A 20,979-nucleotide genomic window follows, 5' to 3' on the forward strand; every position below is an offset into this window, starting at 1 on the left:
CCTCAGGCGCACCGCTGCCATGCCAGGACCGCCAGCGTGCGCGCGCACGCCCGCATCTCGCTCACGAGCACGTGGTGTTCGGTATCGCCCGCCGCGCCACGCGGCCCGAACAGGCAGCAGTCGATCCCGGCCCGGCTCAGATGGGTCGTGTCGTTCCCGCAGTACGAGAAAGGCAGGGCCAGACCGGTTTCGGTGACGGCGAACTCGCTCACCAGGGGGAGCAGCGACACGATGTCGGTCACGATGGGAGAGTCGGGAGGCACGTCCATCGGCGGCATGGCGCTGCCACCGATGCGGAATCCCGGCTCGGGCGGACTGTCGATGGTGATCCGGGCCGCCGGGAACAGCGCGCGGATATCCGCGACCGCGCTGTCGATCGCGGCGACGACATCGGCGGGTTCGTACGGTGGCGGGTAGCGGATGTCGATCAGCGCGGTGGCCTTGTCGGCCAGGTAGCTGATGCCGGAGAGCTCGTGATTCTCCCCGCGCCCCGCGATGATCCCGCTGACCTGCAGTCGCGGCAACGGCGGGAAATCGGGATTGCGCAGCCCGAGGTCGGCGTCGTCGAGGTGATCGAGGGCCCGGCGGAGAATCGCGACGGCGTCGACGCCCTCGGTATGCCTGCTGGTGTGCGCGGTGCGCCCACGCACGACGAGCCCGAACTTGTGCACGCCCGCCGTTCTGGTGATCACCCGGCGGACCGAATACGGTTCGGGCACGACCGCCGCGTCGGCGGTGAGACCGGACCGCAGGGCGAACCTGGTGCCGACCCCGCCCTGGAGTTCCCCGGCGACGAACTCGAGCAGCAACGGGCGGACCAGCGGTAAACCGCTGCGCCGCACGGCGAGTGCCGCGCCGAGGATCGCGGCCAGGCCGCTCTTCATGTTGTGCAGGCCTGCCCCGTAGAGCTTGTCGCCGTCTCGGCAGGCGACGAACGGGTCGGCGGGATGGTCACGGCCGAGTGGGTCCATATCGAGATGACCGTTGTACAACAGCGCGGGGCGGGCTCCGGCGGGACCGAGCAGCCCGATCGCCTGCTCCCGGCCGGGCGAAACCTCCTGGGTGTAGGCGTCGAACCCGTTGCGCAGCAGCAAGTCCCGGATGAACTGTGCCAGCTCGGTTTCCTCGCCGGTGAACGACGGGATGGCGGTCAGGTCTGTCGCGAGGCGAATCAGTTCGTCGTCGGGCAGCAGGTCGTCGAGCCGGTCGACGAACTGATTCGTCGTCGGTGTCACGCGGTGCGGAATCCGATCAGCAGAGCGTCACGGAAGCCCGGCACGCCCGCGTCCTCGGCCGCGATCGGTTCGGTGAAATGCAGGACCTCGCTGTCGTGGAAGACGAACGAGTCCATCGGTTCGGCCAGCACGCACCGGCCTGCTTCCCGGCCGGTGGTGTCGTAGAGGATGGACTCGCCACCGGTGATGTTGTTGCGCCGCACCAGATGTGCCGATCCGGCGAGCAGGCCGTCGCGGTGGGGGCCCTCCGGGCACGGGTCGCCCGGCGCGTCGATCCGGATGTAGTGGGCGTCCACCCAGCACCGCGGATGCGCTGACGGGTCGAGAATGTCCGCGTCGATCAGGAGGCGGGCGAGGCGCGAAGCCACGCGGACGGTGATCGACGTGGCCGGGTGCTCGACCGGAATCGCCGCGAACCGGCGTTCGATGCCGCCCGCCAGCGGGTTGACATCCGCGGACTGCAGGTAGGGCGGGGGCGCGGCGATCGGCGTGCACCGCAGTTCGGGCAGCGACAGGTCGAAGCACTGGTAGGCCCTGGACCGGTAGCGCTGGCCCGCCGGTAGCCATCGGTCGGGTTCGAGGTCGCGCTGGAAGAGGTTCGATAGCACATCGATGTCGGCCTCGGTGAGGTCGAAATCGTCCCGAGTCATGATGGCGAACGCGGACTTCCGCAGGCTGCGCTGGAGGTGATCCGCGCTGGTCGGGGTGCTGTCATGAACGAGAATGGTGAACTCCTTCCCGATGGAATGCAGAGCACAGATTGGCTCACATTACCGCCGGGGAGCCGGGCGCGACGGGTGGGCGGCGCCCGCCGCCGGACGGTCCGCGCCCCGGCCGGTGACCCCCGTCATATGGAATTAATCGTTTTCTTGACTTATTCCAGAAACCGGGCAGAGTGGATGCTGTGCACACCGAGGAGATGGACGCTTGCCGACTGTTGCGCGAGGCCGGGTTGCGGGTGACCGCGCCCCGGATCGCGGTGCTGGACGCTGTTGCCGCGCTGCCGCATTCGGACGCGGAGACGATCGCGACGGCCGCCAGGGCGCGGCTGGGCGCGGTGTCTACGCAGGCCGTGTACGACGTGCTCAGCGCCTGCGTGCGAGTGGGAATCCTGCGGCGGATCGAGCCGGCGGGCTCGCCTGCCCGGTTCGAGACCAGGACCGGGGATAATCATCATCACCTGGTGTGCCGAAGTTGTGGGCTGGTCGTCGACACCGATTGTGTGACCGGCGCCCCGCCCTGTCTGCAGCCCGCGGACGATCACGGTTTCGCGATCGATGAGGCCGAGGTCGTCTTCTGGGGGTTGTGCCCCGACTGTCGAAACCAGGAGGCCGCGAAATGACCAAGCCGACCACGACGAACACCGGCAGTGCCGTCGAGAGCGACGACGAATCGCTGACCGCCGGAACCCAGGGACCGGTGCTGCTGCACGACCACTACCTGATCGAGAAGCTGGCCCAGTTCAACCGCGAGCGGGTGCCGGAGCGCATCGTGCACGCGAAGGGGTCCGGTGCCTACGGTGAGCTGGTGGTGACCGGCGATGTCAGCCGCTACACCAAGGCCAAGTTGTTCCAGCCGGGCGCGCGCACCGAATCGCTGGTGCGGTTCTCGACCGTGGCCGGTGAGCAGGGCAGCCCGGACACCTGGCGCGACCCGCGCGGGTTCGCGGTGAAGTTCTACACCGAGGACGGCAACTACGACCTCGTCGGCAACAACACCCCGATCTTCTTCATCAAGGACGCGATGAAGTTCCCCGACTTCATCCGCTCGCAGAAGCGGCTGCCGGGCAGTGGCCTGCGCGACCACAACATGCAGTGGGACTTCTGGACGCTGCGCCCGGAGTCGGCGCACCAGGTGACCTGGCTGATGGGTGACCGCGGCCTGCCCAAGACCTATCGCCACATGGACGGCTTCGGCTCGCACACCTACCAGTGGATCAACGCCGAGGGTGAGCGGTTCTGGGTGAAGTACCACTTCAAGACCGATCAGGGCATCGAGTTCCTCACCCAGGCCGAGGCCGACACCCTCGCCGGTTCCGATCCGGACTACCACCGCCAGGACCTCTGGGAGGCGATCGAGCGCGGCGAGTTCCCGAGCTGGACGCTGAAGGTGCAGATCATGCCGGTCGCCGAGGCCGAGGGCTACCGGTTCAACCCGTTCGACCTGACCAAGGTGTGGTCGCAGCGGGACTACCCGCTGATCGAGGTCGGCACCTGGACGCTGAACCGCAATCCGGGCAACTTCTTCGTCGACATCGAGCAGGCCGCCTTCGAGCCGTCCAACATCGTCCCCGGCATCGGTTTCTCGCCGGACAAGATGCTGCTCGGCCGGGTCTTCGCCTACGCCGACGCGCACCGCTACCGCATCGGCACCAACTACGCGCAGCTGCCGCCGAACCAGGCCAAGGCCGCCGAGGTGAACTCCTACTCGAAGGAGGGCGCCATGCGGTACCAGTACAACCCGGCCGACGTGCCGGTCTACGCGCCGAACTCGTTCGGCGGGCCGCACGCCGACCCGGCCGCGGCGGGCGACGGCGGGCTGTGGGAATTCGATCCGTCGATGGTGCGGGCAGGCTATGTCGAGCACGCCGAGGACGGCGACTTCACCCAGGCGGGCACGCTGGTGCGCGAGGTCCTCGACGAGGCGGCGCGTGAGCGCTTGGCCGACAATATCGTCGGGCACGTGCTGGCCGGCGTCAGCGAACCGGTACTGAGTCGAGTATTCGAGTACTGGCGCAATGTCGACGCCGATCTGGGCAAGCGCGTCGAGGAAGGGGTGCGGGCAGGCCGGGAGGGCTGATCCACCACATCGAAGCTGACGCGGGGCAGGTACGCCGAAAGGCTGCCTGCCTCGCGTCGTGTCCGCAGGAAATGGGTTGGCGCGGAGCGGATTTCGTTCCGCGCCGTCGATGTTTTTTCGGTCAGAAGTTGCTGAACCAGTACAGCAGGCTCGCCAGCAACCAGACGATCACGGTCTCCATCGTCGCTCTCCATCTTGTCGGTACTTCCATCATCGCCGAAGAATCGGCCGATGCTGACAAGTTGTTCTTAAGAACCTCTCGAGACGGGCATCGCATCCTTTCTCCAGACACCGGAACAACCGGGTCCGACCGGTCTCGAGGGGTGATCAGTCGGACCCGGCGGTGCAGACCAGAAGGTGGCTCTTCCAGACGCTGAAGACGCACTGCCGACGGTAACCACACCGAAGGACTGGGCCGGAGCTGTTCCGCGGGTGTCGCGGGGTACGCCGACCGGGCCGGTCTGTTCGCGGGGTGACCGGCCCGGTCGTTTGCGTTCGACGGCATTCGCCGTCAGGGTTGAGGGGTGGTCGAAATCGCCGAGCACCGAGACGCGCTGGATCGTGCCGAGGTACGGCTGCGCGAAGAGTTCGCGACGATGTTCGAGCCGGCGACGATCCATCGTTTCCTGCACACCTCCTACGACGACTTCGCCGCCAGGGCGACGGTGACTTTGTATCTCCCGTTGCTGGCGGAACGTTTCGGCAGGCAGCGGCTCCAGGCGCTGGCCAAGGTCGAGGGCAAGGTCGCGACGCCGCGTCCGACGGTGCTGTTCCTGTGTACGCACAACGCGGGCCGGTCGCAGATGGCGCTGGGGTTCTTCGAGGAGCTGGCGCTGGGCCGCGCGGTCGCCTGGTCGGGCGGGTCGGTGCCCGGCGAGCAGCTCAATCCGGCCGCGGTGGCGGCGATGGCGGAGGTGGATGTCGACATCTCGCGCGAGTATCCGAAGCCGTGGACCGACGAGATCGTCCGGGCCGCCGACGTGATCGTCACGATGGGCTGTGGCGACACCTGTCCGCTGGTGCCCGGCGTGCGCTACGAGGAATGGATCATCGAGGACCCGGCCGGTCTGGAACTGGAGCTGGTGCGGCCCATCCGCGACGACATCGGCCGCCGCGTGACGGGCCTGCTCACCGAGCTGGGGATCGACGTCAGCGAGCCCGCAGGTACGCCACCCAGCCCCCGTAGCCGGTGATGTCGGTGGCGGTGGCGGCGGCGTCGTAGCTGCACGCGAATCCGATCACCGAGCGGCCGTCGGACAGCTCGATGCTGGTCAGCGCCATCGGTGCGGGCAGCTCGGCCAGGAAGCGGCCCAGACCGCCGGGGGAGACCAGGAACAGCTCGCCCAGGATCGGCGCGCCGAGGCCGTCGCCGTGGCGGACCAGGCCGGGCTTGGGCGGGGTGGTGTCGAGCGCGGTGAGCCGGTAGGCGTCGCTGGTCGTGATCTCGCCCGCGAATCGGGCGCCGAGCTGTTCGAGCTGCCAGTGCAGCGGCTGGCCGCGCAGGTGCGCGCCGAACACCGCCAGCGGCACACCGGTTTCCACCAGCAGCGGCGGTGGGGTGCCGGTCAGGCGGGCGGCCAGGTCGACGGCGAGCTGGTCGGCGAAGGCGGGCACGACCACCATCACGCCGAACGGCAATCCGGCGGCGGTGGGCGCGCCAGGCACCGCGACGGCGGCGAGATCGAGCAGGTTGCAGAAGTTGGTGTACGTGCCGAGCCTGCGGTTGATCGCCACCGGGTCGGCGGCCACCTCGGCGATCGACGGATGCTCGGTGGTGGTCGGCAGCAGCAAGCCGTCGTAGCCGGTCAGCAGCGCGGTGGCCGCCGCCCTGGCGCGGGCGAGGGTGTCGAGATCGGTGGCGAAGGCGTGCGCGTCCAGTTCCCGTGCCGCGCCGATGATTCCGGCGACGGTGGGGTCGAGCCCGGCCGCTCCCTTGTCGACGAACGCGCCGACGGCCGCGTACCGCTCGGCGACGATCGCGCCGTCGTAGAGCAGCCGGGCCGCGTCGAGCAGCGGGGAGATGTCGATCTCGTGCACCGCGACGCCCTGATCGCGCAGGGTGGCGACGGTGTCGGTGAAGGCCTGCCGGTAGGCGGGGCTCAGGGGCGTGAGGTCTGCGGGGCGGGGGATCGCCACCTTCGGCCGGGGTGCGGCGGCCAGGCGCACGTCGGCGGGCCAGGCGCGGCTGCGCGGATCGCGGGCGTCGGGGCCCGCCATGGTCTTGGCCGCGGTAACGGCCAGGTCGAGGTCGGCGGCGAAGACGGTGACCGCGTCGTAGTCGGCGCAGGCCGGGACGACGCCGTGCCCGGGGATCACCCCGAGGCTGGCCTTGATGCCGACGATGCCGTGCAGCGCGGCGGGCACGCGGCCCGATCCGGCGGTGTCGGTGCCGATCGCCAGGTCGGCGATGCCGAGGGCGACCGCCGCCGCCGAGCCGGAACTCGAACCGCCGGAGATCAATTCGGGATACAGGGCATTGCGGACCGCGCCGTACGGGCTCCGGGTGCCGACCAGGCCGGTGGCGAACTGGTCCAGATTGGTCTTGCCGAGCACCAGCGCGCCCGCCGCGACCAAGCGCGCGACGGCCGTGGCGGTTTCGGTTGCCGGATAGGCGAATTCGGGGCAGGCGGCGGTGGTCGGCAGGCCCGCGACATCGACATTGTCCTTCACGGCGACGAGCAGCCCGGCCAGCGGCAGTTCCTCGCCCGCGGCGATCCGGCGCTCCAGTTCCGCTGCCTCCGTGGCCAGTTCGGATTCCGGGCGCAGCGTGATCCAGACCTCGGGACGGTCCACCTCGGCGATCCGCGCGTAGGCCGCGGCGACCCTCGCGGTCGCGGTGTCGAGTAGTCCTGCTGACATGGCGGGGTCTCCTTAATCGCTCATGGACATGGCGGCGACGGCGCGCGAGATGCGGTCGAGCACGACATCGAGTGAGTCGCCGATGTGGGTGTGCAGGAGCCGCTGCGCCAGCTCGAGCTCGCCGGCGAGTACGGCGTCGAGAATGCCGAGGTGCTCGCTGATCGTGGTCTCGATGCGGTTGTTGATCATGAAGTCGTACATGCGCACGTGCCGGATGCGGGAGTTCACCGCGATCAGCGCGCGCACCATCTCGGCATTGCCCGCGGCGGTCAGCAGGGCGACGTGGAACTCCTCGTCGACCACGACGAACCCCGGCTCCTGGGCGGGCGGGTCGGCCTGCAGGGCCAGCCAGCGCTGCTGTTCGGCGCGCAGCAGGCGTTCGTCGTGGGTGAGGGTGGGGTCGGTGCGCACCCTGGTCATCCCGCCCAGTTCGAGCGTCAGCCGGAGTTCGTACAGGTCGCGGATGCGGGCCACGCTCGGCCGGACCGGGCTGAACCCGAATTCCTCGCGTTCCAGCAGGCCGTCCGAGCAGAGCATGGTCAGCGCCTCGCGCACCGGCGTGCGGGAGATGCCGAATCTGGTCGACAGCTTCGGCTCGGTCAGGCGCTCGCCGAAGCGGATGTCGCCGTTCATCAACTCCGCGCGCAACGTCGAGTACACGACGTCTCGCAGCGGTCTGCCAGCGCCGTCATCCGGTGCATCCACCCTTGTCGACATGGGTGTATACGCTATCGACCGGGAATTTCTATCAAGTGACAGAAAGTAAGCGTCAGGTTATCGGGTCCTCACACCGCCGCATCTCACCAAGGCCGCGTTCGCGTGGAGAGCACTTCTCAACCACCTTCGAACACGCAGGGAACCTCGGGTGACACAGTCCGCGCGCAGTCTTTGCACGAGCCCACCGCCGCGCTCCCACTCCGCTCACCCGGAAGGGCGAACCATGAACGCATCCGCCGCAATCGTGGCCCTCATCCTCGGCCTGTTCTCGGTCATCGCCATCACCGTCTGGTGGCCCAACCCCCTCGACCGCGAAACGCCCCCACCCTACGAAGAACCCCTGCTCCGCGGCGCGTCCGTCCCTCGCCCGACCCGTCGCGATCACCACTGATCCGGCCGGCGCGCCGGATAGCCGGGTGCGAGTGCCGCGGCGGCTGTAGCATCGCTCGGTTGCGACCACAACGGCATATGAGGGAACGTGAGAACCGACGCGAGACGGGCCACTCCGGCAGACAGCGATCTTGACCCCGGATTTTTCGACGCCGACGCCCAGCAGTCCCTGGCCTGGCTCGCGTGGAGCGACCCGGCCGCGATCGACGCCCGCATCGAGCGGTTGTTCGCCGAGACGCTGCCCCGGCTGGAAGCGGTACGGGGTACCGAGGGCCGCCCCTCGCTCGATGACCGATTCAGCGTCGCCGCGTTCGACTGGATCACTGCCCTGATCGAAGTCGCCGTCCGTGGCGAGGACGGACGGTACGCGCCCGAAAACGATCATCTCGCGGACCAATTCGTCACCTATATCGGCGAGTGGATGGTGCGACGCGTCGAGGGCGTCTGGTTCAACTCTCCCGGGAACGGCGCACCGATCTTCGACCAGTACGGTCCAGCGGTCGGCTACCGATGGTCGCCGGAGTCGACGAACGACCTGGTGGCGTTGCTGTTCATGATGGCCGTGAACAGCGACGACAGTCCCTACGCGTACTTCGTCGACCTGCTGTGCGAGCGCGGACTGGTGTTCGCGGAGGAGCGGGACAGGCCGGATCTGAAGGCGGAAATCTTGGCGTGACCCCGAAAATACGAGGAGCCCCTGACCAGTGAACTGATCAGGGGCTCTTCTGTGTCTCAACCAACACGTCGGGGTGACAGGATTTGAACCTGCGACCTCTTCGTCCCGAACGAAGCGCGCTACCAAGCTGCGCCACACCCCGTGAGGCGAACCTGAAGTAGCTTACAACGAGGTGGTCGGGATTGTTAAACCGGCTGGTCAGGGAGCTAGTTGAGGGCTCGCACCGAGCTGAAGATGCGCTTGGCGGTGGCGGCGTCGATGGCGTCGGGGACGCCGGTGTCGGCGATCATGACCATCACGAAGCTGCCGTCCTTCGCGCCCTTGAACGCGTAGGTGTAGATGGAGAAGGTCGACGCGCAGCCGGGCTTGGGGTTGGGGACGGTGCCGGTGGTCTCGGTGAACATGCCGTCGGTCTTGCCGTCGATCGACTTCAGCGGCTGGGCCGGGCCGGGGGTGCCGGTGGCACCCGTGTAGGCCAGGGGCGCGGCCTTGGTGCCGAGCTCGGCGCCCGCCGCGGCGTGGTCGGCCTGCTTGGAGCCGGTGAGCAGCGACATGGTGCGGGTGGAGCCGGGGCAGTAGTCGCGGCCGTCGGAGGCGTAGCCCTTGCCGATGACGGTGTCGCCCGGCGGTTCGCCGACGCCGCCGATGGTGGTCTCGGTGGCGACCTTCCAGCTCGGCGGGACGTCGTAGGCGGCGCCGCGATCGGGCGAGGCGACCACCTGATAGCCCGAGATGAGCGGGGTGCGGTTGCCCGCGGCGCCGGACGGCGACGGCGTGCTGGAGCTGGGCTGCGGCTTGCTGCTCGACGGCGGCGGCGCGCCGGTGGTGGTGAGGGCGCTGACCATCGACGGGGTGGTGCTCCCGCTCGCGGTGGTGGTCGGGTCGTCGTCACCCCGGGTCAGCGCGAACGCCGTGATGGCACCGCCGGCCAGCAGCAGGGCGGCGACACCGGCCGCCACCCAGACCACGGCCTTGCTCCCGGACTTCTGTCCGGGCGGGCCGTACGGCGGCTGTCCGTAGGGCTGGTTGCCGTACTGCTCCAACGGCGGCACCTCGCCGTACTGCGGCTGCCCCCACTGCTGCGCGGGATTCGGCTGCTCCGCAGGCGGTTGCGCGCCCCACTGCGGCTGGCCTGCGGGTGCGCCCCAGGGCTGCCCCGGCTGCCCAGCGGGCGGATTCGTCCCCGGCCACCCCGCGTTGGGGGTGCGCAGCTGGGTCGCGTCGGCCTGACCGGGCTGCGGCGACCCCGGCAGTCCGGCAGGGGGGTTCGCGCCGGGCCACGGGGCGGGGTCCGCGGGGCCGCGCAGCTGAGTCGCGTCGGCCTGGCCGGGCTGCCAAGGTTGCGGCGAACCCGTTTGTGCCGCAGCGGGATTTGCGCTCGGCCAGGGTGTAGCCGGATTGCCCAATTGGGTCGGGTCGGTCTGCCCAACAGGCGGAATCCCGCCGGGCCGAGGCGCGGGCTCGGCCGGAGTACGCAGTTGGGTGGCGTCGGCCTGCCCTGGCTGGGCTGAGCCGAGCGGTCCGGCTGGGGGGTTCGCGCCGGGCCACGGGGTGGGGTCCGCGGGGCCGCGCAGCTGAGTGGCGTCGGCCTGGCCAGGCTGCCACGGTTGCGGCGAACCAGGCTGTGCTGCTGGGGGATTCGCCCCTTGCCACAGTGCCGCGGGATTCCCCAGCTGGGTCGGGTCGGTCTGCCCTGGCGGCGCGGCAGGCGGATTCGCGCCGGGCCACGGGGCGGGTTCGGCGGGGTTGCGCAGCTGTGTGGCATCGGCCTGGCTGCCGGGCTGCCATGGCTGGAGTGAACCGGGTTGTCCAGCAGGGGGATTCGCGCCAGGCCAGGGCGTCGCGGGATTCCCCAGCTGGGTCGGGGCGGCCTGGTCGGGGGACGCGGCAGGTGGATTGCCGCCTGGCCACGGGGCGGGGTCCGAGGGGCCGCGCAGCTGAGTGGCGTCGGCCTGGCTGGATGTCGGAAAGCCTGGCTGTCCGGTCTGGGCGTTCGCGCCGGGCCAAGGCGGCGGTTCGGCAGGGTTACGCAGCTGGGTGGCGTCAGCCTGGCCTGGCTGCCACGGCTGCGGTGAGCCGGGCTGTCCGGCAGAGGGATTCGTGCCAGGCCATGGGGCAGGGGCCGAGGGGCCGCGCAGTTGGGTGGCGTCGGCCTGGCCGGGCTGCGGCTGTCCGGGAGGCGGGTTGTCCCATTGTTGGGGGCCCGCCGGCGTCCACTGGGTCGGCTCGGGGAGGCCGGGGGGTGGGCCGGATCGGTCCCAGCGCAGGGTGGGTGGGAGACCGGTGCTGCCGGGCGTCCACACCGCGGTGGGATCGGGATTCGGCTGTCCCGGAGCGGGATCCGCCGGTGCGGGAGCGCCCGGGGGTGGGGTCACCGCACCGGGGCGCTGCCACTGCGCGTCGGATGGGTCGGAAGCGCCGGAACCGCCGAATACGGTCGGGTCGTTGCGCCGGTCGTCGGATCCACTGCTCACTGTCATCCCCTACTGACAAACGTCGTTCGGGGCGCAACCCTAGCGGGCGACGGCCTCCGATGCCGAGATGCCGTGGCCGGTGTCGGCCGACGGCCGCTTCGGCGGGGCGCCGACCAGCGTCAGCAGGGTCGCCTCCGGGCGGCAGCAGAATCGGTAGGGCGCCCACGGCGAGGTGCCGATGCCCGCCGAGACGTGCAGCTGGGTGTGCTCGCCCCACTGCGAGGCGCCCTTCACCCGCGACTTGTCGATGCCGCAGTTGGTCACCAGCGCGCCGTAACCGGGCACCACCAGCTGCCCACCGTGCGTGTGACCGGCGAGCACGAGGTCGTAGCCGTCCTCGGCGAAGCGGTCGAGCACCCGGGGCTCGGGCGAGTGGGTGACGCCGATGCTCAGCTGCGCGAGCTGGTTGGGCGCGCCCGCGACGGTGTCGTAGCGATCGCGCTGCAGGTGCGGGTCGTCGACGCCCGCGCTGGCGATGCGGATGCCCGCCACCTCGAGGTCGCGACGGGTGTGGGTCAGATCCAGCCAGCCGCGTTCGGTGAACGCCGCGCGCAGATCCTGCCAGGGCAGCGGGTCACCGTAAACGCGGCGATGATCCTTCTTGAAATACTTCAGCGGATTCTTCGGCACCGGCGCGAAATAGTCGTTCGAACCGAACACGAACAGACCGGGACGGGCCAGCAGCGCACCGAGTGATTGCACGACAGCGGGCACGGCCTTGGGGTGCGAAAGATTGTCGCCGGTATTCACGACCAGGTCGGGTTCGAGCCGGTCGAGTTCGCGCAGCCACTGCTGTTTGAGCTGCTGGCCCGGCATCATGTGCAGGTCGCTGACATGCAGAATCCGCAGCGTCGGTGAGCCGGGCGCGAGGACCGGCATGGTGGCTTCACGCAGGACGAACGCGTTCCGTTCGATCAGCGTGGCGTAGCCGATTCCGGCGACGGCGGCCCCGGCGGCTCCCAACGCGGTTCGGCGGACAGCGGACGTCGAGATAACGGGCATTTGCCCAGCATAGGCGACCCCCTCCCGGAACGGCGCGTGTGTTTCCGCACAAACGGTCGGAAATTCGGTTGCGATGAAAATGTGATGGGACTCCGCCGGGTGAACAGCTAGCGTGAGGCGCATGTCGGAACTGAAATCGCAACTGCGCGCGGATATGACCGCCGCGATGAAAGCCAAGGACACTCTGCGTCTGTCGACCCTGCGGATGCTCCTCGCCGCGATCCAGAACGCCGAGGTCTCGGGAGCGCAGGCGAGGGAACTCTCCGATGCCGAGGTCGTCTCCGTGTTGCAGAAGGAAGCCAAGAAGCGCAACGAGTCGGCGGTGATCTACGAGCAGAACGGGCGTGGCGAGCTGGCCGCCAACGAGCGCGCCGAGGAAGAGATCATCGAGGAGTACCTGCCGACGCAGCTGACCGAGGCCGAGGTGGCCCAGGTGGCCGACACCGCGATCGCCCAGGTCGCCGAGGAGATCGGCGAGCGGCCGGGGATGAAGCAGATGGGTCAGGTCATGAAGGCGGCCACCGCGCTCGCCGAGGGCAAGGCCGACGGTTCGCGGCTGTCCGCGGCGGTCAAAGCCCGCCTCTGAGGGGCCTGGACAACGAAAAGGGCCGCCGTCCTTCGAGGACGGCGGCCCTTTTCGCGTTTCTAACGCGGCACCGGGATCGGGATCGGTGGCAGGCGCGGGATCTGCGGGAGACCAGGCAGCGCGGGCGCGGGCGCGGCCGGCGGCGGCGTGGTCGGCACCGGCACGCGGACCGAGCCGTCGCTGATGTAGATCGTGACGACCGAGCCGGGGATGGCCATGCCGTTCGGCGAACTGCCCATCACGGTGCCCTTGGCCTGCGAGCCGGGGCTGGTCACCGCCGACACCTGGAATCCGGCGCCGGACAGGATCGAGGTGGCCTCGCCCTGCGACTTGCCCGCCACATCGGGGACCTGGGAGTTGTTCGCGCCGCGGACGTACTTGTCGTCCACCGGCGGCAGGCCGGGCGGCGGGAACCGGTCGAGGACCGGCTTGATGGCGTTGAACCAGGTGCGCGCGGGTTCGTTACCGCCGAACAGGCCCGCGGCGTTGCTGGCGCCACAGTTGCGCAGCGGGAACGAGCAGATCTCGCCGGGGGTCGGGCTGTCGCCGTAGACGTAGACCGCCGAGGCCAGCGAGTTGGTGAAGCCGAGGAACGCCGAGGAACGGTGGCTTTCGGTGGTGCCCGTCTTGCCCGACATCGGCGCGGCCCAGCCCGCGGCCCGCGCGGCGCCCGCCGCGGTACCGCTGACGTCGTCCTTACTCATCGCGTTGGCGAGGGTGTTGGCCAGACCGGGGTCGACCACCTGCTCGCACGCCTGCTGGGTGAGCGGAACGGCCTTGCCGCTGCGGTCGACGACCTCCTTGATCGGCGAGGGCGGGCACCACTTGCCACCCGAGCCGATCGTGGCGGCCACGTTCGACAGCTCGAGCGGGTTCAGCGCGAACGGGCCGAGGGTGAACGAACCCATGTTGTTGTTCTTGATGTGGTCGGCCAGGCTGGTGTTGCCGTGTCCGGAGGTCCCCGGCTCGGTGTAGGTCCGCATGCCGAGGCGCACGGCCATGTCCACCGCGGCGGCCACGCCGACGTCCTGGATCATCTTCACGAACGTGGTGTTGGGCGAGGTCGCGAGCGCGTCGGTCACCGACATCGACCCCGGGTAGTTGCCCGCGTTCTTGACGCACCACGAGTCGGCCGGGCAGCCCGGCGAGTTCGAGTAACCCATGCCCTTGGCGGCGTAGGTTCCCGGCACGTCCACCTGGGCGGCGATGCCGAGGCCCTTCTCCATCGCGGCGGCGGTGGTGAAGAGCTTGAAGATCGAGCCGGCGCCGTCACCGGCCATCGAGTACGGCTGGCCGAGCAGCGTCTGGTTGGCGTCGCGGTCGAGGCCGTAGGTGCGGCTCGACGCCATCGCGAGGACGGGGTGCGAGTCCTGGCCGGGCGCGATCACCGACATGACCTCGGCGATGTTGTCGAGGTTGGGGTCGGCCTGCTCGTTCACCGAGCGCTTCACCGACTCCTGCAGGACCGGATCGAGCGAGGTCTTGATCAGGTAGCCGCCCTTGTCCACCTGCTCGCGGCTGATGCCCGACTCGGCGAGGTACTGCAGCGCGTAGTCGCAGAAGAAGCCCTTGTCGTTGGCGGCGATACAGCCGCGCGGCAGGCCCTTCGGCTCCGGCAGCACACCGAGCGGCTCGGACTTGGCCTTGCGGAACTCCTCCGCGCGGTTGGGAATGTTCTGGATCAGCGTGTCGAGCACCGTGTTGCGGCGATCGGTGACGCCCTGGACGTTGGTGTACGGGTTCAGCTTGGAGCTGGACTGCACCATGCCAGCCAGCATCGCCGACTGGGTGACGTTCAGGTCGGCGGCGTCGACGCCGAAGTAGGTCTGCGCGGCGTCCTGGATGCCGTAGGAGCCGTTGCCGAAGGGCACCAGGTTCAGGTAGCGGGTGAGGATCTCGTCCTTGCTCAGCTCGCGGTCGAGGGTGAGCGCCATCCGGATCTCGCGCAGCTTGCGCGCGGGGGTGGTCTCGATCGCGGCCCGGCGTTCGACGTCGGTCTTCGCGACGACGAGCAGGTTGAAGTTCTTCACGTACTGCTGGTCGAGCGTGGACGCGCCCTGCTGCACCTCACCGGAGGAGGTGTTGGTGAGGAACGCGCGCAGCGTGCCCTGCCAGTCGACGCCCTTGTGGTCGGCGAAGCGCTTGTCCTCGATGGACACGATCGCCAGCTTCATGTTGTTGGAGATGCGATCGCTCGGCACCTCGAACCGTCGCTGCTCGTAGAGCCAGGCGATGGGCGCGCCGTTCGCGTCGACCATGGTCGAGACGGCCGGGACCGTGCCTTCGACCAGTTCGGCTGACACGTTGTCGACGGCATCGGCGGCTCGGTTGGAGATGAACCCGAATCCACCGGCCAAGGGGAACAACAGCCCGGCGACTAGCACGGAGGCCAGCGCGCAGCTGCCGGCCAGCCTCGCGAGCGTTTGAGTGATCGGCACCCGCCCAGCCTAAAGGGTGGGGTGGCGGTGTTCACGGCTGTGCTGCTCGACAGGTGATGTCCGGTCGGTGCCAGGGGGGTTGCTCGGGCGTGTCAACAAAATGATCACATCGGCGTGTCGCGCCCGGCCACGCCGGTGAACAGCAGGACTGCCCGGTCGGATCGCTGATTTGAATGGACGGCCGTACCAAAAAATCGGGGGGTGGTCTTGCGCAAGCGCCATACCTTTACCTAGATTGAGAACCCAGTGTGATAGAGCTAACACTCAAAGTGGAATGTGGTGCGGACCGCAGCGGTAGTTGGGTTGCTGTGATCCGCGCTCGCGATTCTGGAGCGCCGCACAACGGTGTTCGGACTGCAAAGGGGCACATCAAAATGCACATCACAACCCCCATCGCTCGACTGGATGTAGAGCAGGCCGAGGCAAGGATCGCTTGGGTTGCCCAGGCGCGATGCAAGGAAGTGGACCCTGATCAGCTGTTCGTTCGTGGTGCGGCGCAGCGCAAGGCGGCGACGATCTGCCGCCATTGCCCGGTGTTGATGCAGTGTGGCGCCGACGCGCTGGACAACCGGGTGGAGTTCGGAGTGTGGGGCGGGATGACGGAGCGGCAGCGGCGCGCGCTGCTCAAGCAGCATCCCGATGTGACGTCGTGGGCCGACTTCTTCCAGGCCCAGCGCCAGCACCAGGTGGCGATCTAGCAGGCGAGACCGCAGCGTTATCACAAACGGCGCCGAGACCGCGGGGTTTGCGGAATCGGCGCCGTTGGCGAGTGTTACGAAATTGTGAGCTATAGCTGAAATGTCTGAATCGAGCTCTGGATTCGGACCGGACAGCTCAGACCGCGGCGGGTTTGCCCGCCAACTGGTCACCGACCGCACGCAACGCCTCCAGGTCGGAGACCTCGAACGGCAGCGCGGTGACCGAAACGATCGGGACCCGCGGATGGGCGCCGGTGAAGCGATGCAGCAACCGCTGTTCCCGCTTCGCCGTCGCCACCCGCTCGGCGTGGATGCGCAGCACCGACGCGGCGAGCGGGTCCGTCCCATCGAGCTGATCGGCGGCGGTCAGCGCGTGATCGGCGGACAGTCCCGACAGCGCGGGGTGGGTCCGGTTCAGCACCAGGCCGGCCAGCGGCATCTGCTCGGTGGACAGCCGGTCGACGAAGAAAGACGCTTCCCGCAGCGCGTCGGGTTCGGGCGCGGCGACCACCAGGAAGTGCGTGCCCGGCTTCGACAGCATCGCGAAGGTGCGCTCGGCCCGGTCCTGGAAACCGCCGAACAGCGACTCCAGCGACTGCAGGAACGTCGAGGCGTCCTTGAGCATCTGGCCGCCGACGATCGTCGAGACACCGCGCATCGCCAGGCTCATCGCCCCGGTGACGAACCGGCCGACCCCGCGACCCGGCGCCATGATCAGCCGGATCATCTTGCCGTTGAGGAAGTTGCCGAGCCGCTTGGGCGCGTCGAGGAAGTCCAGCGCGTTGCGCGAGGGCGGAGTGTCGACCACGATCAGGTCCCACTCCTTGTGCCCGGCCAGCTGACCGAGCTTCTCCATCGCCATGTACTCCTGCGTGCCGCCGAAGGACGAGGCCACCGTCTGATAGATCGGGTTGGCGAAGATCTGCTCGGCCTTCTCGGCGCTGGTGTGCTCGAGCACCATGTCGTCGAAGGTGCGGCGCATGTTCAGCATCATCGCGTGCAGCTCGCCGGGCACCTCGGGACCGAGATCGACGCGCTGCGGGGTGTTGTCCAGCTCGGCGACGCCGAGCGACTGGGCCAGCCTGCGCGCCGGATCGATGGTGAGCACCACGACCTTGCGGCCCGCCTCCGCGGCCCGCAGCGCGATCGAGGCCGCGGTCGTGGTCTTGCCGACGCCGCCGGAACCGCAGCAGACGATCACGCGGGCGGTCGGATCGGCGATGATCCGGGAGACATCCAGCGGGGGCGTGGTGGTCACTTGCTCGCTCATCGCACTCCCTGCGCGGATAGCTGTTCTGCCAGTTCGTAGAGTCCGCCCAGGTCCATGCCTTCGCCGAGGGCGGGCAGGTGCAGCTGGGGCACGTCGACCCGCGCCAGTTCGGCGGCGCTCTCGTCCTGCGCGGTCAGCATGACGGCGTGGTCGACGGTCTCGGTGAGCAGACCCGCGAAATCCTCGTCGGGCAGCGTGATTCCGGCCTTCGCCAGACTGGCGGCGACGGCGGTGCTGTCGAGCTCGCCGCGCACGGCCAGCGCGCGATCGACATCGGTGAGCCGGGATTCGGCCGCCCGGTTGACGATCACCGTGCCGATCCGCAGGTCGTTGGCCGCCAGCTCGGCGACCGCGTCGGCGGTCTCCTGCACCGGCAGCGCCTCGAGCAGGGTGACCAGGTGGATCATCGTCTGGTCCGAATGCAGCAGCTTGGACACGCCCTCGGCCTGCGAGGCGATCGGGCCGCCCTTGGCGATCTCGGCCATGGCCTGGGTGACGTCGAGGAAGCTCGCGATCCGGCCGGTCGGCGGCGCGTCGACGACGATGTCGTCGTAGGCGGGCTTGCCGTTCTTGTCGGCGCGCACCACGCATTCCTTGATCTTGCCGGTGAGGATCACGTCGCGCAGACCGGGCGCGATGGTGGTGACGAACTCGATCGCGCCCATCCGGCGCATCGCCCGGCCCGCGAAGCCGAGGTTGTAGAACATGTCGAGGTATTCCAGGAACGCGTGCTCGATGTCGAGGGCGAGCGCGAACACCTCACCACCGCCGTCGGCACTGGCGATCTGGGTCTCGGTGGGTGGCAGCGGCGGCCGGTCGAACAGCTGCGCGATGGACTGACGGCTCTCCACCTCGACCAACAGCACTTTGCGTCCCCCCGCGGCCAGGGCGAGCGCGAGTGCGGCCGAAACGGTCGACTTGCCGGTGCCTCCCTTGCCGGTGACGTAGTGCAAGCGGGCGGTGGCCGCGCGCTGTGGCCATCCGGTCGACGGTTCGGGAACCGACGAAACCGGCTCTGCTGTTGGTGCTCCCACGTGGCCGAGCCTATAACCCGTTTCTCGGCGGCGGTCGGGGTGCGCCCTAAACTCACACCATGAGTGAAGTCACCCTGTGGGAGTACGCCACCGTGCCGCTGCTGACGCACGCGACCAAGCAGATCCTCGACCAGTGGGGCGCCGACGGCTGGGAGCTGGTCACGGTGCTGCCCGGCCCGACCGGCGAGCAGCACGTCGCCTACCTGAAGCGGCAGAAGTAGCCGTGGCCACCGCGTGGAAGGACGCGCTCGATCGGCTCGGGGTCACCCTGCCGCCGGTCGCCGCTCCCGTCGCGGCCTACATCCCGGCCGTGCGCACCGGTTCGCTGGTGTACACCTCCGGCCAGCTGCCCTTCGTCGACGGTGAACTGTCGGCGGTCGGCAAGGTCGGCGCGGACGTCGATGTGGAGCAGGCCAAGGAGGCCGCGCGGCTGTGCGCGCTGAACGCGCTGGCCGCCGTGCACGATCTGGTCGGGCTCGACCAGGTCGTGCGGATCGTCAAGGTCGTCGGGTTCGTCAACTCCGCACCGGGATTCACCGATCAGCCGATCGTGATCAACGGCGCCTCGGAGTTCCTCGGCGAGGTCTTCGGCGAGGCGGGCGTGCACGCGCGCTCCGCGGTGGGTGTCTCGGAACTGCCGAAGAACACTCCCGTCGAGGTGGAATTGATCGTCGAGGTCGGATAGGCAGCCGTCATGGCACTGGAACATCCCGCGTACGGCCAGGTCAGGGCGGTCACGCCGTCGGCATCGGTCCTGCTGGCGGACAACCCGTCGCAGATGACGCTCGACGGCACCAACACCTGGCTGCTGCGCGCTCCCGGCAGCGACGACTACGTGGTCGTCGATCCGGGGCCGAAGGACAAGAAGCACACGGCCGCGATCGTCGCGGCCACCGGCGGCCGGGTGGCGCTGACCCTGATCACCCATCACCACCCCGATCACACCGGCGGCATCGATCACCTGGTGAAGGCCACCGGGACGCCGGTGCGTTCGGTGGATCCGAGCTACCTGCGCGGCGAGGTGAGCGCGCTGGTGGCCGGCGAGGTCGTCGAGGCGGCGGGCCTGCGGATCACCGTGCTCGCCACCCCGGGCCACACCGCCGACTCGGTGAGCTTCCTGCTCGACGACGCGATCATCACCGGTGACACGGTGCTCGGCCAGGGCACGACCGTCCTGGCCTCGTCACCGGGCGCGCTCGCCGACTTCCTCGGCTCGCTGGAGCTGCTGCTCGAGCGCGGCGCGGGCAAGGCACTGCTGCCCGCGCACGGTCCCGATCATCCCGACGCGGCCCCGGTGGTGCGGTACTACCTGAACCACCGGCGCGAACGGCTCGATCAGATCCGCGCGGCGCTGGTCGAATTGGGCCAGGACGCGGGTGCTTTCGAGGTCGTCCGCAAGGTGTACGCCGATGTGGACAAACGGCTGTGGCCCGCCGCGCGTAGCTCGGTGAAGGCACAGCTGGAATATCTGCGGGCCGAACGGGCCTGAGCCCGGCCCGACGGCCGACGTGTGGTGATCTGCACGTCGGCCGTCGGCATGCGCGGCAGACCTGCTGAAACGACGACGGCACGCCGGAACCACAGTGGTGCGGACGAGGCCCTCTTCCTGCGGAGCCGCACCGGTGGTCCCGGCGTGCCGAGACGTCGACGAACTACTCGCCTCAGCGAGCGCGACGCGCGAGCCGCTCGGAATCCGAGATCAGCACGCTCTTGCCCTCGAGTCGCAGCCAGCCGCGATGCGCGAAGTCGGCCAGCGCCTTGTTCACGGTTTCACGGGAGGCGCCGACCAGCTGGGCGATCTCTTCCTGGGTGAGGTCGTGGGTCACGCGCAGCGCGCCCGCTTCCTGGGTGCCGAAGCGCTGAGCGAGCTGCAGCAGCGCCTTGGCGACGCGACCCGGCACGTCGGTGAAGATCAGGTCGGCGAGATTGTTGTTGGTGCGGCGAAGACGTCGGGCCAACACGCGCAGCAGCTGCTCGGCGATCTCGGGGCGCTGATCGATCCACGCCTTGAGCGCGTCCCGGTCCATCGTCACCGCGCGGACCTCGGTGACCGTGGTGGCGGTCGAGGTACGCGGGCCCGGGTCGAAGATCGACAGTTCACCGAACATGTCGGACGGACCCATGATGGTCAGCAGGTTTTCCCTGCCGTCCGGGGACCGACGGCCGATCTTCACCTTGCCCGAGGTGATGATGTACAGCCGGTCGCCGGGTTCGCCCTCGTTGAAGATGACGTGGCCGCGCGGAAAATCTACGGGCTGCAGCTGCTTGGCGAGCGCGGCCACCGCGGTGGGCTCGACGCCTTGGAAGATGCCTGCTCTGGCGAGGGCCTCGTCCACGAATGTGCTCCTTATGGGAAATGGCTAGCGAACCTGGTCGAGCGAATCGACCAACAGCGCAGTCTACGCGGCATCACAGCAGCACAGTGACAGACACCACGTAAAGAGTGGATTGCGCACTGTGCGCGGAGTGTGAACGGGCGGTTGTGCCCAGGGTGGAACGATGATCAGCTGGCCCGAGCGACGTCCATTTCGGCGGTCCGTGAGCGGCGCTTGCGCATCCGCGCGACCGCGGCGGGGAGGCCGAGCTTCGTCAGCTCTTTCACTTCGGCGTTGCTGGCGTTGTCCAGGTACTGCTGAACCTCTTCGTCGGGTTCGAGAAGCTTTCGGAGCCGATTCTCGACCCGCTCCATCCCCAGCGCGAACAGCATCAACAGCACTGGGAAGAGCACCACAGCGAGTCCTTGCATGACAGGCAGTAAACACGGTCCAGGTCTCAGATGGAACACAGGCGGCAAACTGGCC

20 protein-coding genes and 1 tRNA gene are annotated in these 20,979 nt (G+C 68.9%); 9 read left to right on the plus strand and 12 right to left on the minus strand.

Going from position 1 to position 20,979, the window contains the following annotated elements:
* Positions 1–2 precede the first annotated feature (2 nt).
* Both AB0L91_RS13530 and AB0L91_RS13535 read right to left on the minus strand, forming a co-directional pair.
* On the minus strand, positions 3–1,235 hold the full coding sequence (locus tag AB0L91_RS13530) for a M20/M25/M40 family metallo-hydrolase (RefSeq protein ID WP_365009807.1): 1,233 nt from the start codon (positions 1,233–1,235) through the stop codon (positions 3–5).
* On the minus strand, positions 1,232–1,885 hold the full coding sequence (locus AB0L91_RS13535) for a 2OG-Fe dioxygenase family protein (protein ID WP_365009810.1): 654 nt from the start codon (positions 1,883–1,885) through the stop codon (positions 1,232–1,234). Before AB0L91_RS13535 ends, AB0L91_RS13530 begins: the two co-directional genes overlap by 4 nt.
* A 269-nt stretch (positions 1,886–2,154) precedes the next feature.
* Here AB0L91_RS13535 and AB0L91_RS13540 point away from each other — a divergent pair, with 269 nt between their 5' ends.
* The 3 genes from AB0L91_RS13540 (at position 2,155) to AB0L91_RS13550 (ending at position 5,227) form a co-directional block, all read left to right on the plus strand.
* A complete protein-coding gene (locus AB0L91_RS13540; RefSeq protein ID WP_357346603.1) occupies positions 2,155–2,577 on the plus strand; it encodes a Fur family transcriptional regulator in 423 nt (140 codons plus the stop codon).
* The gene (locus AB0L91_RS13545; RefSeq protein WP_365009813.1) at positions 2,574–4,034 is read left to right on the plus strand and encodes a catalase; all 1,461 of its coding nucleotides are present in this window, start codon (positions 2,574–2,576) and stop codon (positions 4,032–4,034) included. Before AB0L91_RS13540 ends, AB0L91_RS13545 begins: the two co-directional genes overlap by 4 nt.
* A gap of 554 nt (positions 4,035–4,588) precedes the next feature.
* On the plus strand, positions 4,589–5,227 hold the full coding sequence (locus AB0L91_RS13550; RefSeq protein ID WP_365011292.1) for an arsenate reductase ArsC: 639 nt from the start codon (positions 4,589–4,591) through the stop codon (positions 5,225–5,227).
* On the opposite strand, the gene atzF is transcribed toward AB0L91_RS13550, so the two are convergent.
* Both atzF and AB0L91_RS13560 read right to left on the minus strand, forming a co-directional pair.
* The gene (gene atzF, locus AB0L91_RS13555; RefSeq protein ID WP_365009816.1) at positions 5,184–6,893 is read right to left on the minus strand and encodes an allophanate hydrolase; all 1,710 of its coding nucleotides are present in this window, start codon (positions 6,891–6,893) and stop codon (positions 5,184–5,186) included. The two genes, AB0L91_RS13550 and atzF, sit on opposite strands and share 44 nt — an antisense overlap.
* Before the next feature lie 12 nt (positions 6,894–6,905).
* Positions 6,906–7,610, minus strand: a complete 705-nt coding sequence (locus AB0L91_RS13560) for a GntR family transcriptional regulator (RefSeq protein ID WP_357345993.1) — start codon at positions 7,608–7,610, stop codon at positions 6,906–6,908.
* 478 nt (positions 7,611–8,088) lie between these two features.
* Between AB0L91_RS13560 and AB0L91_RS13565 the strand changes: the two genes are divergently transcribed.
* Complete coding sequence (locus AB0L91_RS13565; protein ID WP_365009819.1) at positions 8,089–8,676, plus strand: hypothetical protein; 588 nt, start codon at positions 8,089–8,091, stop codon at positions 8,674–8,676.
* A gap of 68 nt (positions 8,677–8,744) precedes the next feature.
* Here the strand turns inward: AB0L91_RS13565 and AB0L91_RS13570 are convergent.
* The 3 genes from AB0L91_RS13570 to AB0L91_RS13580 all read right to left on the minus strand — a co-directional run bounded on the left by AB0L91_RS13570 (position 8,745) and on the right by AB0L91_RS13580 (position 12,152).
* Positions 8,745–8,818 (minus strand) — tRNA-Pro (locus tag AB0L91_RS13570).
* Positions 8,819–8,882: 64 nt separating this feature from the next.
* On the minus strand, positions 8,883–10,082 hold the full coding sequence (locus tag AB0L91_RS13575) for a hypothetical protein (protein WP_365009820.1): 1,200 nt from the start codon (positions 10,080–10,082) through the stop codon (positions 8,883–8,885).
* 1,107 nt (positions 10,083–11,189) lie between these two features.
* Positions 11,190–12,152 carry a metallophosphoesterase gene (locus AB0L91_RS13580; RefSeq protein ID WP_355280928.1) on the minus strand — a complete coding sequence of 321 codons (963 nt, stop codon included), beginning with the start codon at positions 12,150–12,152 and terminating at the stop codon, positions 11,190–11,192.
* Between the two features lie 121 nt (positions 12,153–12,273).
* Between AB0L91_RS13580 and AB0L91_RS13585 the strand changes: the two genes are divergently transcribed.
* Positions 12,274–12,738 (plus strand): GatB/YqeY domain-containing protein, encoded by a 465-nt coding sequence (locus AB0L91_RS13585; protein ID WP_365009822.1) that lies wholly within the window; start codon positions 12,274–12,276, stop codon positions 12,736–12,738.
* Positions 12,739–12,797: 59 nt separating this feature from the next.
* Here the strand turns inward: AB0L91_RS13585 and AB0L91_RS13590 are convergent, their stop codons facing one another.
* Entirely contained in the window at positions 12,798–15,176 is a 2,379-nt protein-coding gene (locus AB0L91_RS13590) for a transglycosylase domain-containing protein (RefSeq protein WP_355280924.1), read from the minus strand.
* A 374-nt stretch (positions 15,177–15,550) separates the two neighbouring features.
* Between AB0L91_RS13590 and AB0L91_RS13595 the strand changes: the two genes are divergently transcribed.
* Complete coding sequence (locus tag AB0L91_RS13595) at positions 15,551–15,874, plus strand: WhiB family transcriptional regulator (RefSeq protein ID WP_019044565.1); 324 nt, start codon at positions 15,551–15,553, stop codon at positions 15,872–15,874.
* Between the two features lie 136 nt (positions 15,875–16,010).
* Here AB0L91_RS13595 and AB0L91_RS13600 read toward each other — a convergent pair whose 3' ends face one another.
* A complete protein-coding gene (locus tag AB0L91_RS13600) occupies positions 16,011–17,144 on the minus strand; it encodes an ArsA family ATPase (RefSeq protein WP_355280922.1) in 1,134 nt (377 codons plus the stop codon).
* Positions 17,141–18,178, minus strand: a complete 1,038-nt coding sequence (locus tag AB0L91_RS13605; protein WP_365009826.1) for an ArsA-related P-loop ATPase — start codon at positions 18,176–18,178, stop codon at positions 17,141–17,143. Before AB0L91_RS13605 ends, AB0L91_RS13600 begins: the two co-directional genes overlap by 4 nt.
* Before the next feature lie 59 nt (positions 18,179–18,237).
* Here AB0L91_RS13605 and AB0L91_RS13610 point away from each other — a divergent pair, with 59 nt between their 5' ends.
* From AB0L91_RS13610 to AB0L91_RS13620, 3 genes are read left to right on the plus strand one after another with little or no spacing between them, the layout of a single operon-like run.
* On the plus strand, positions 18,238–18,399 hold the full coding sequence (locus AB0L91_RS13610; protein ID WP_019044568.1) for a DUF4177 domain-containing protein: 162 nt from the start codon (positions 18,238–18,240) through the stop codon (positions 18,397–18,399).
* Positions 18,400–18,401: 2 nt separating this feature from the next.
* Positions 18,402–18,863 (plus strand): RidA family protein, encoded by a 462-nt coding sequence (locus tag AB0L91_RS13615; protein WP_357346006.1) that lies wholly within the window; start codon positions 18,402–18,404, stop codon positions 18,861–18,863.
* Between the two features lie 9 nt (positions 18,864–18,872).
* Positions 18,873–19,667: an MBL fold metallo-hydrolase gene (locus tag AB0L91_RS13620; RefSeq protein WP_365009829.1), complete on the plus strand. Its 795-nt coding sequence runs from the start codon at positions 18,873–18,875 to the stop codon at positions 19,665–19,667.
* 172 nt (positions 19,668–19,839) lie between these two features.
* Here the strand turns inward: AB0L91_RS13620 and AB0L91_RS13625 are convergent, their stop codons facing one another.
* The gene (locus AB0L91_RS13625; RefSeq protein ID WP_019044571.1) at positions 19,840–20,514 is read right to left on the minus strand and encodes a Crp/Fnr family transcriptional regulator; all 675 of its coding nucleotides are present in this window, start codon (positions 20,512–20,514) and stop codon (positions 19,840–19,842) included.
* A gap of 167 nt (positions 20,515–20,681) precedes the next feature.
* A complete protein-coding gene (locus AB0L91_RS13630; RefSeq protein WP_255587266.1) occupies positions 20,682–20,924 on the minus strand; it encodes a hypothetical protein in 243 nt (80 codons plus the stop codon).
* Between the last annotated feature and the right edge of the window lie 55 nt (positions 20,925–20,979).

This window comes from Nocardia sp. NPDC051833 (assembly GCF_040681225.1).
Classification (GTDB): Bacteria; Actinomycetota; Actinomycetes; order Mycobacteriales; family Mycobacteriaceae; genus Nocardia.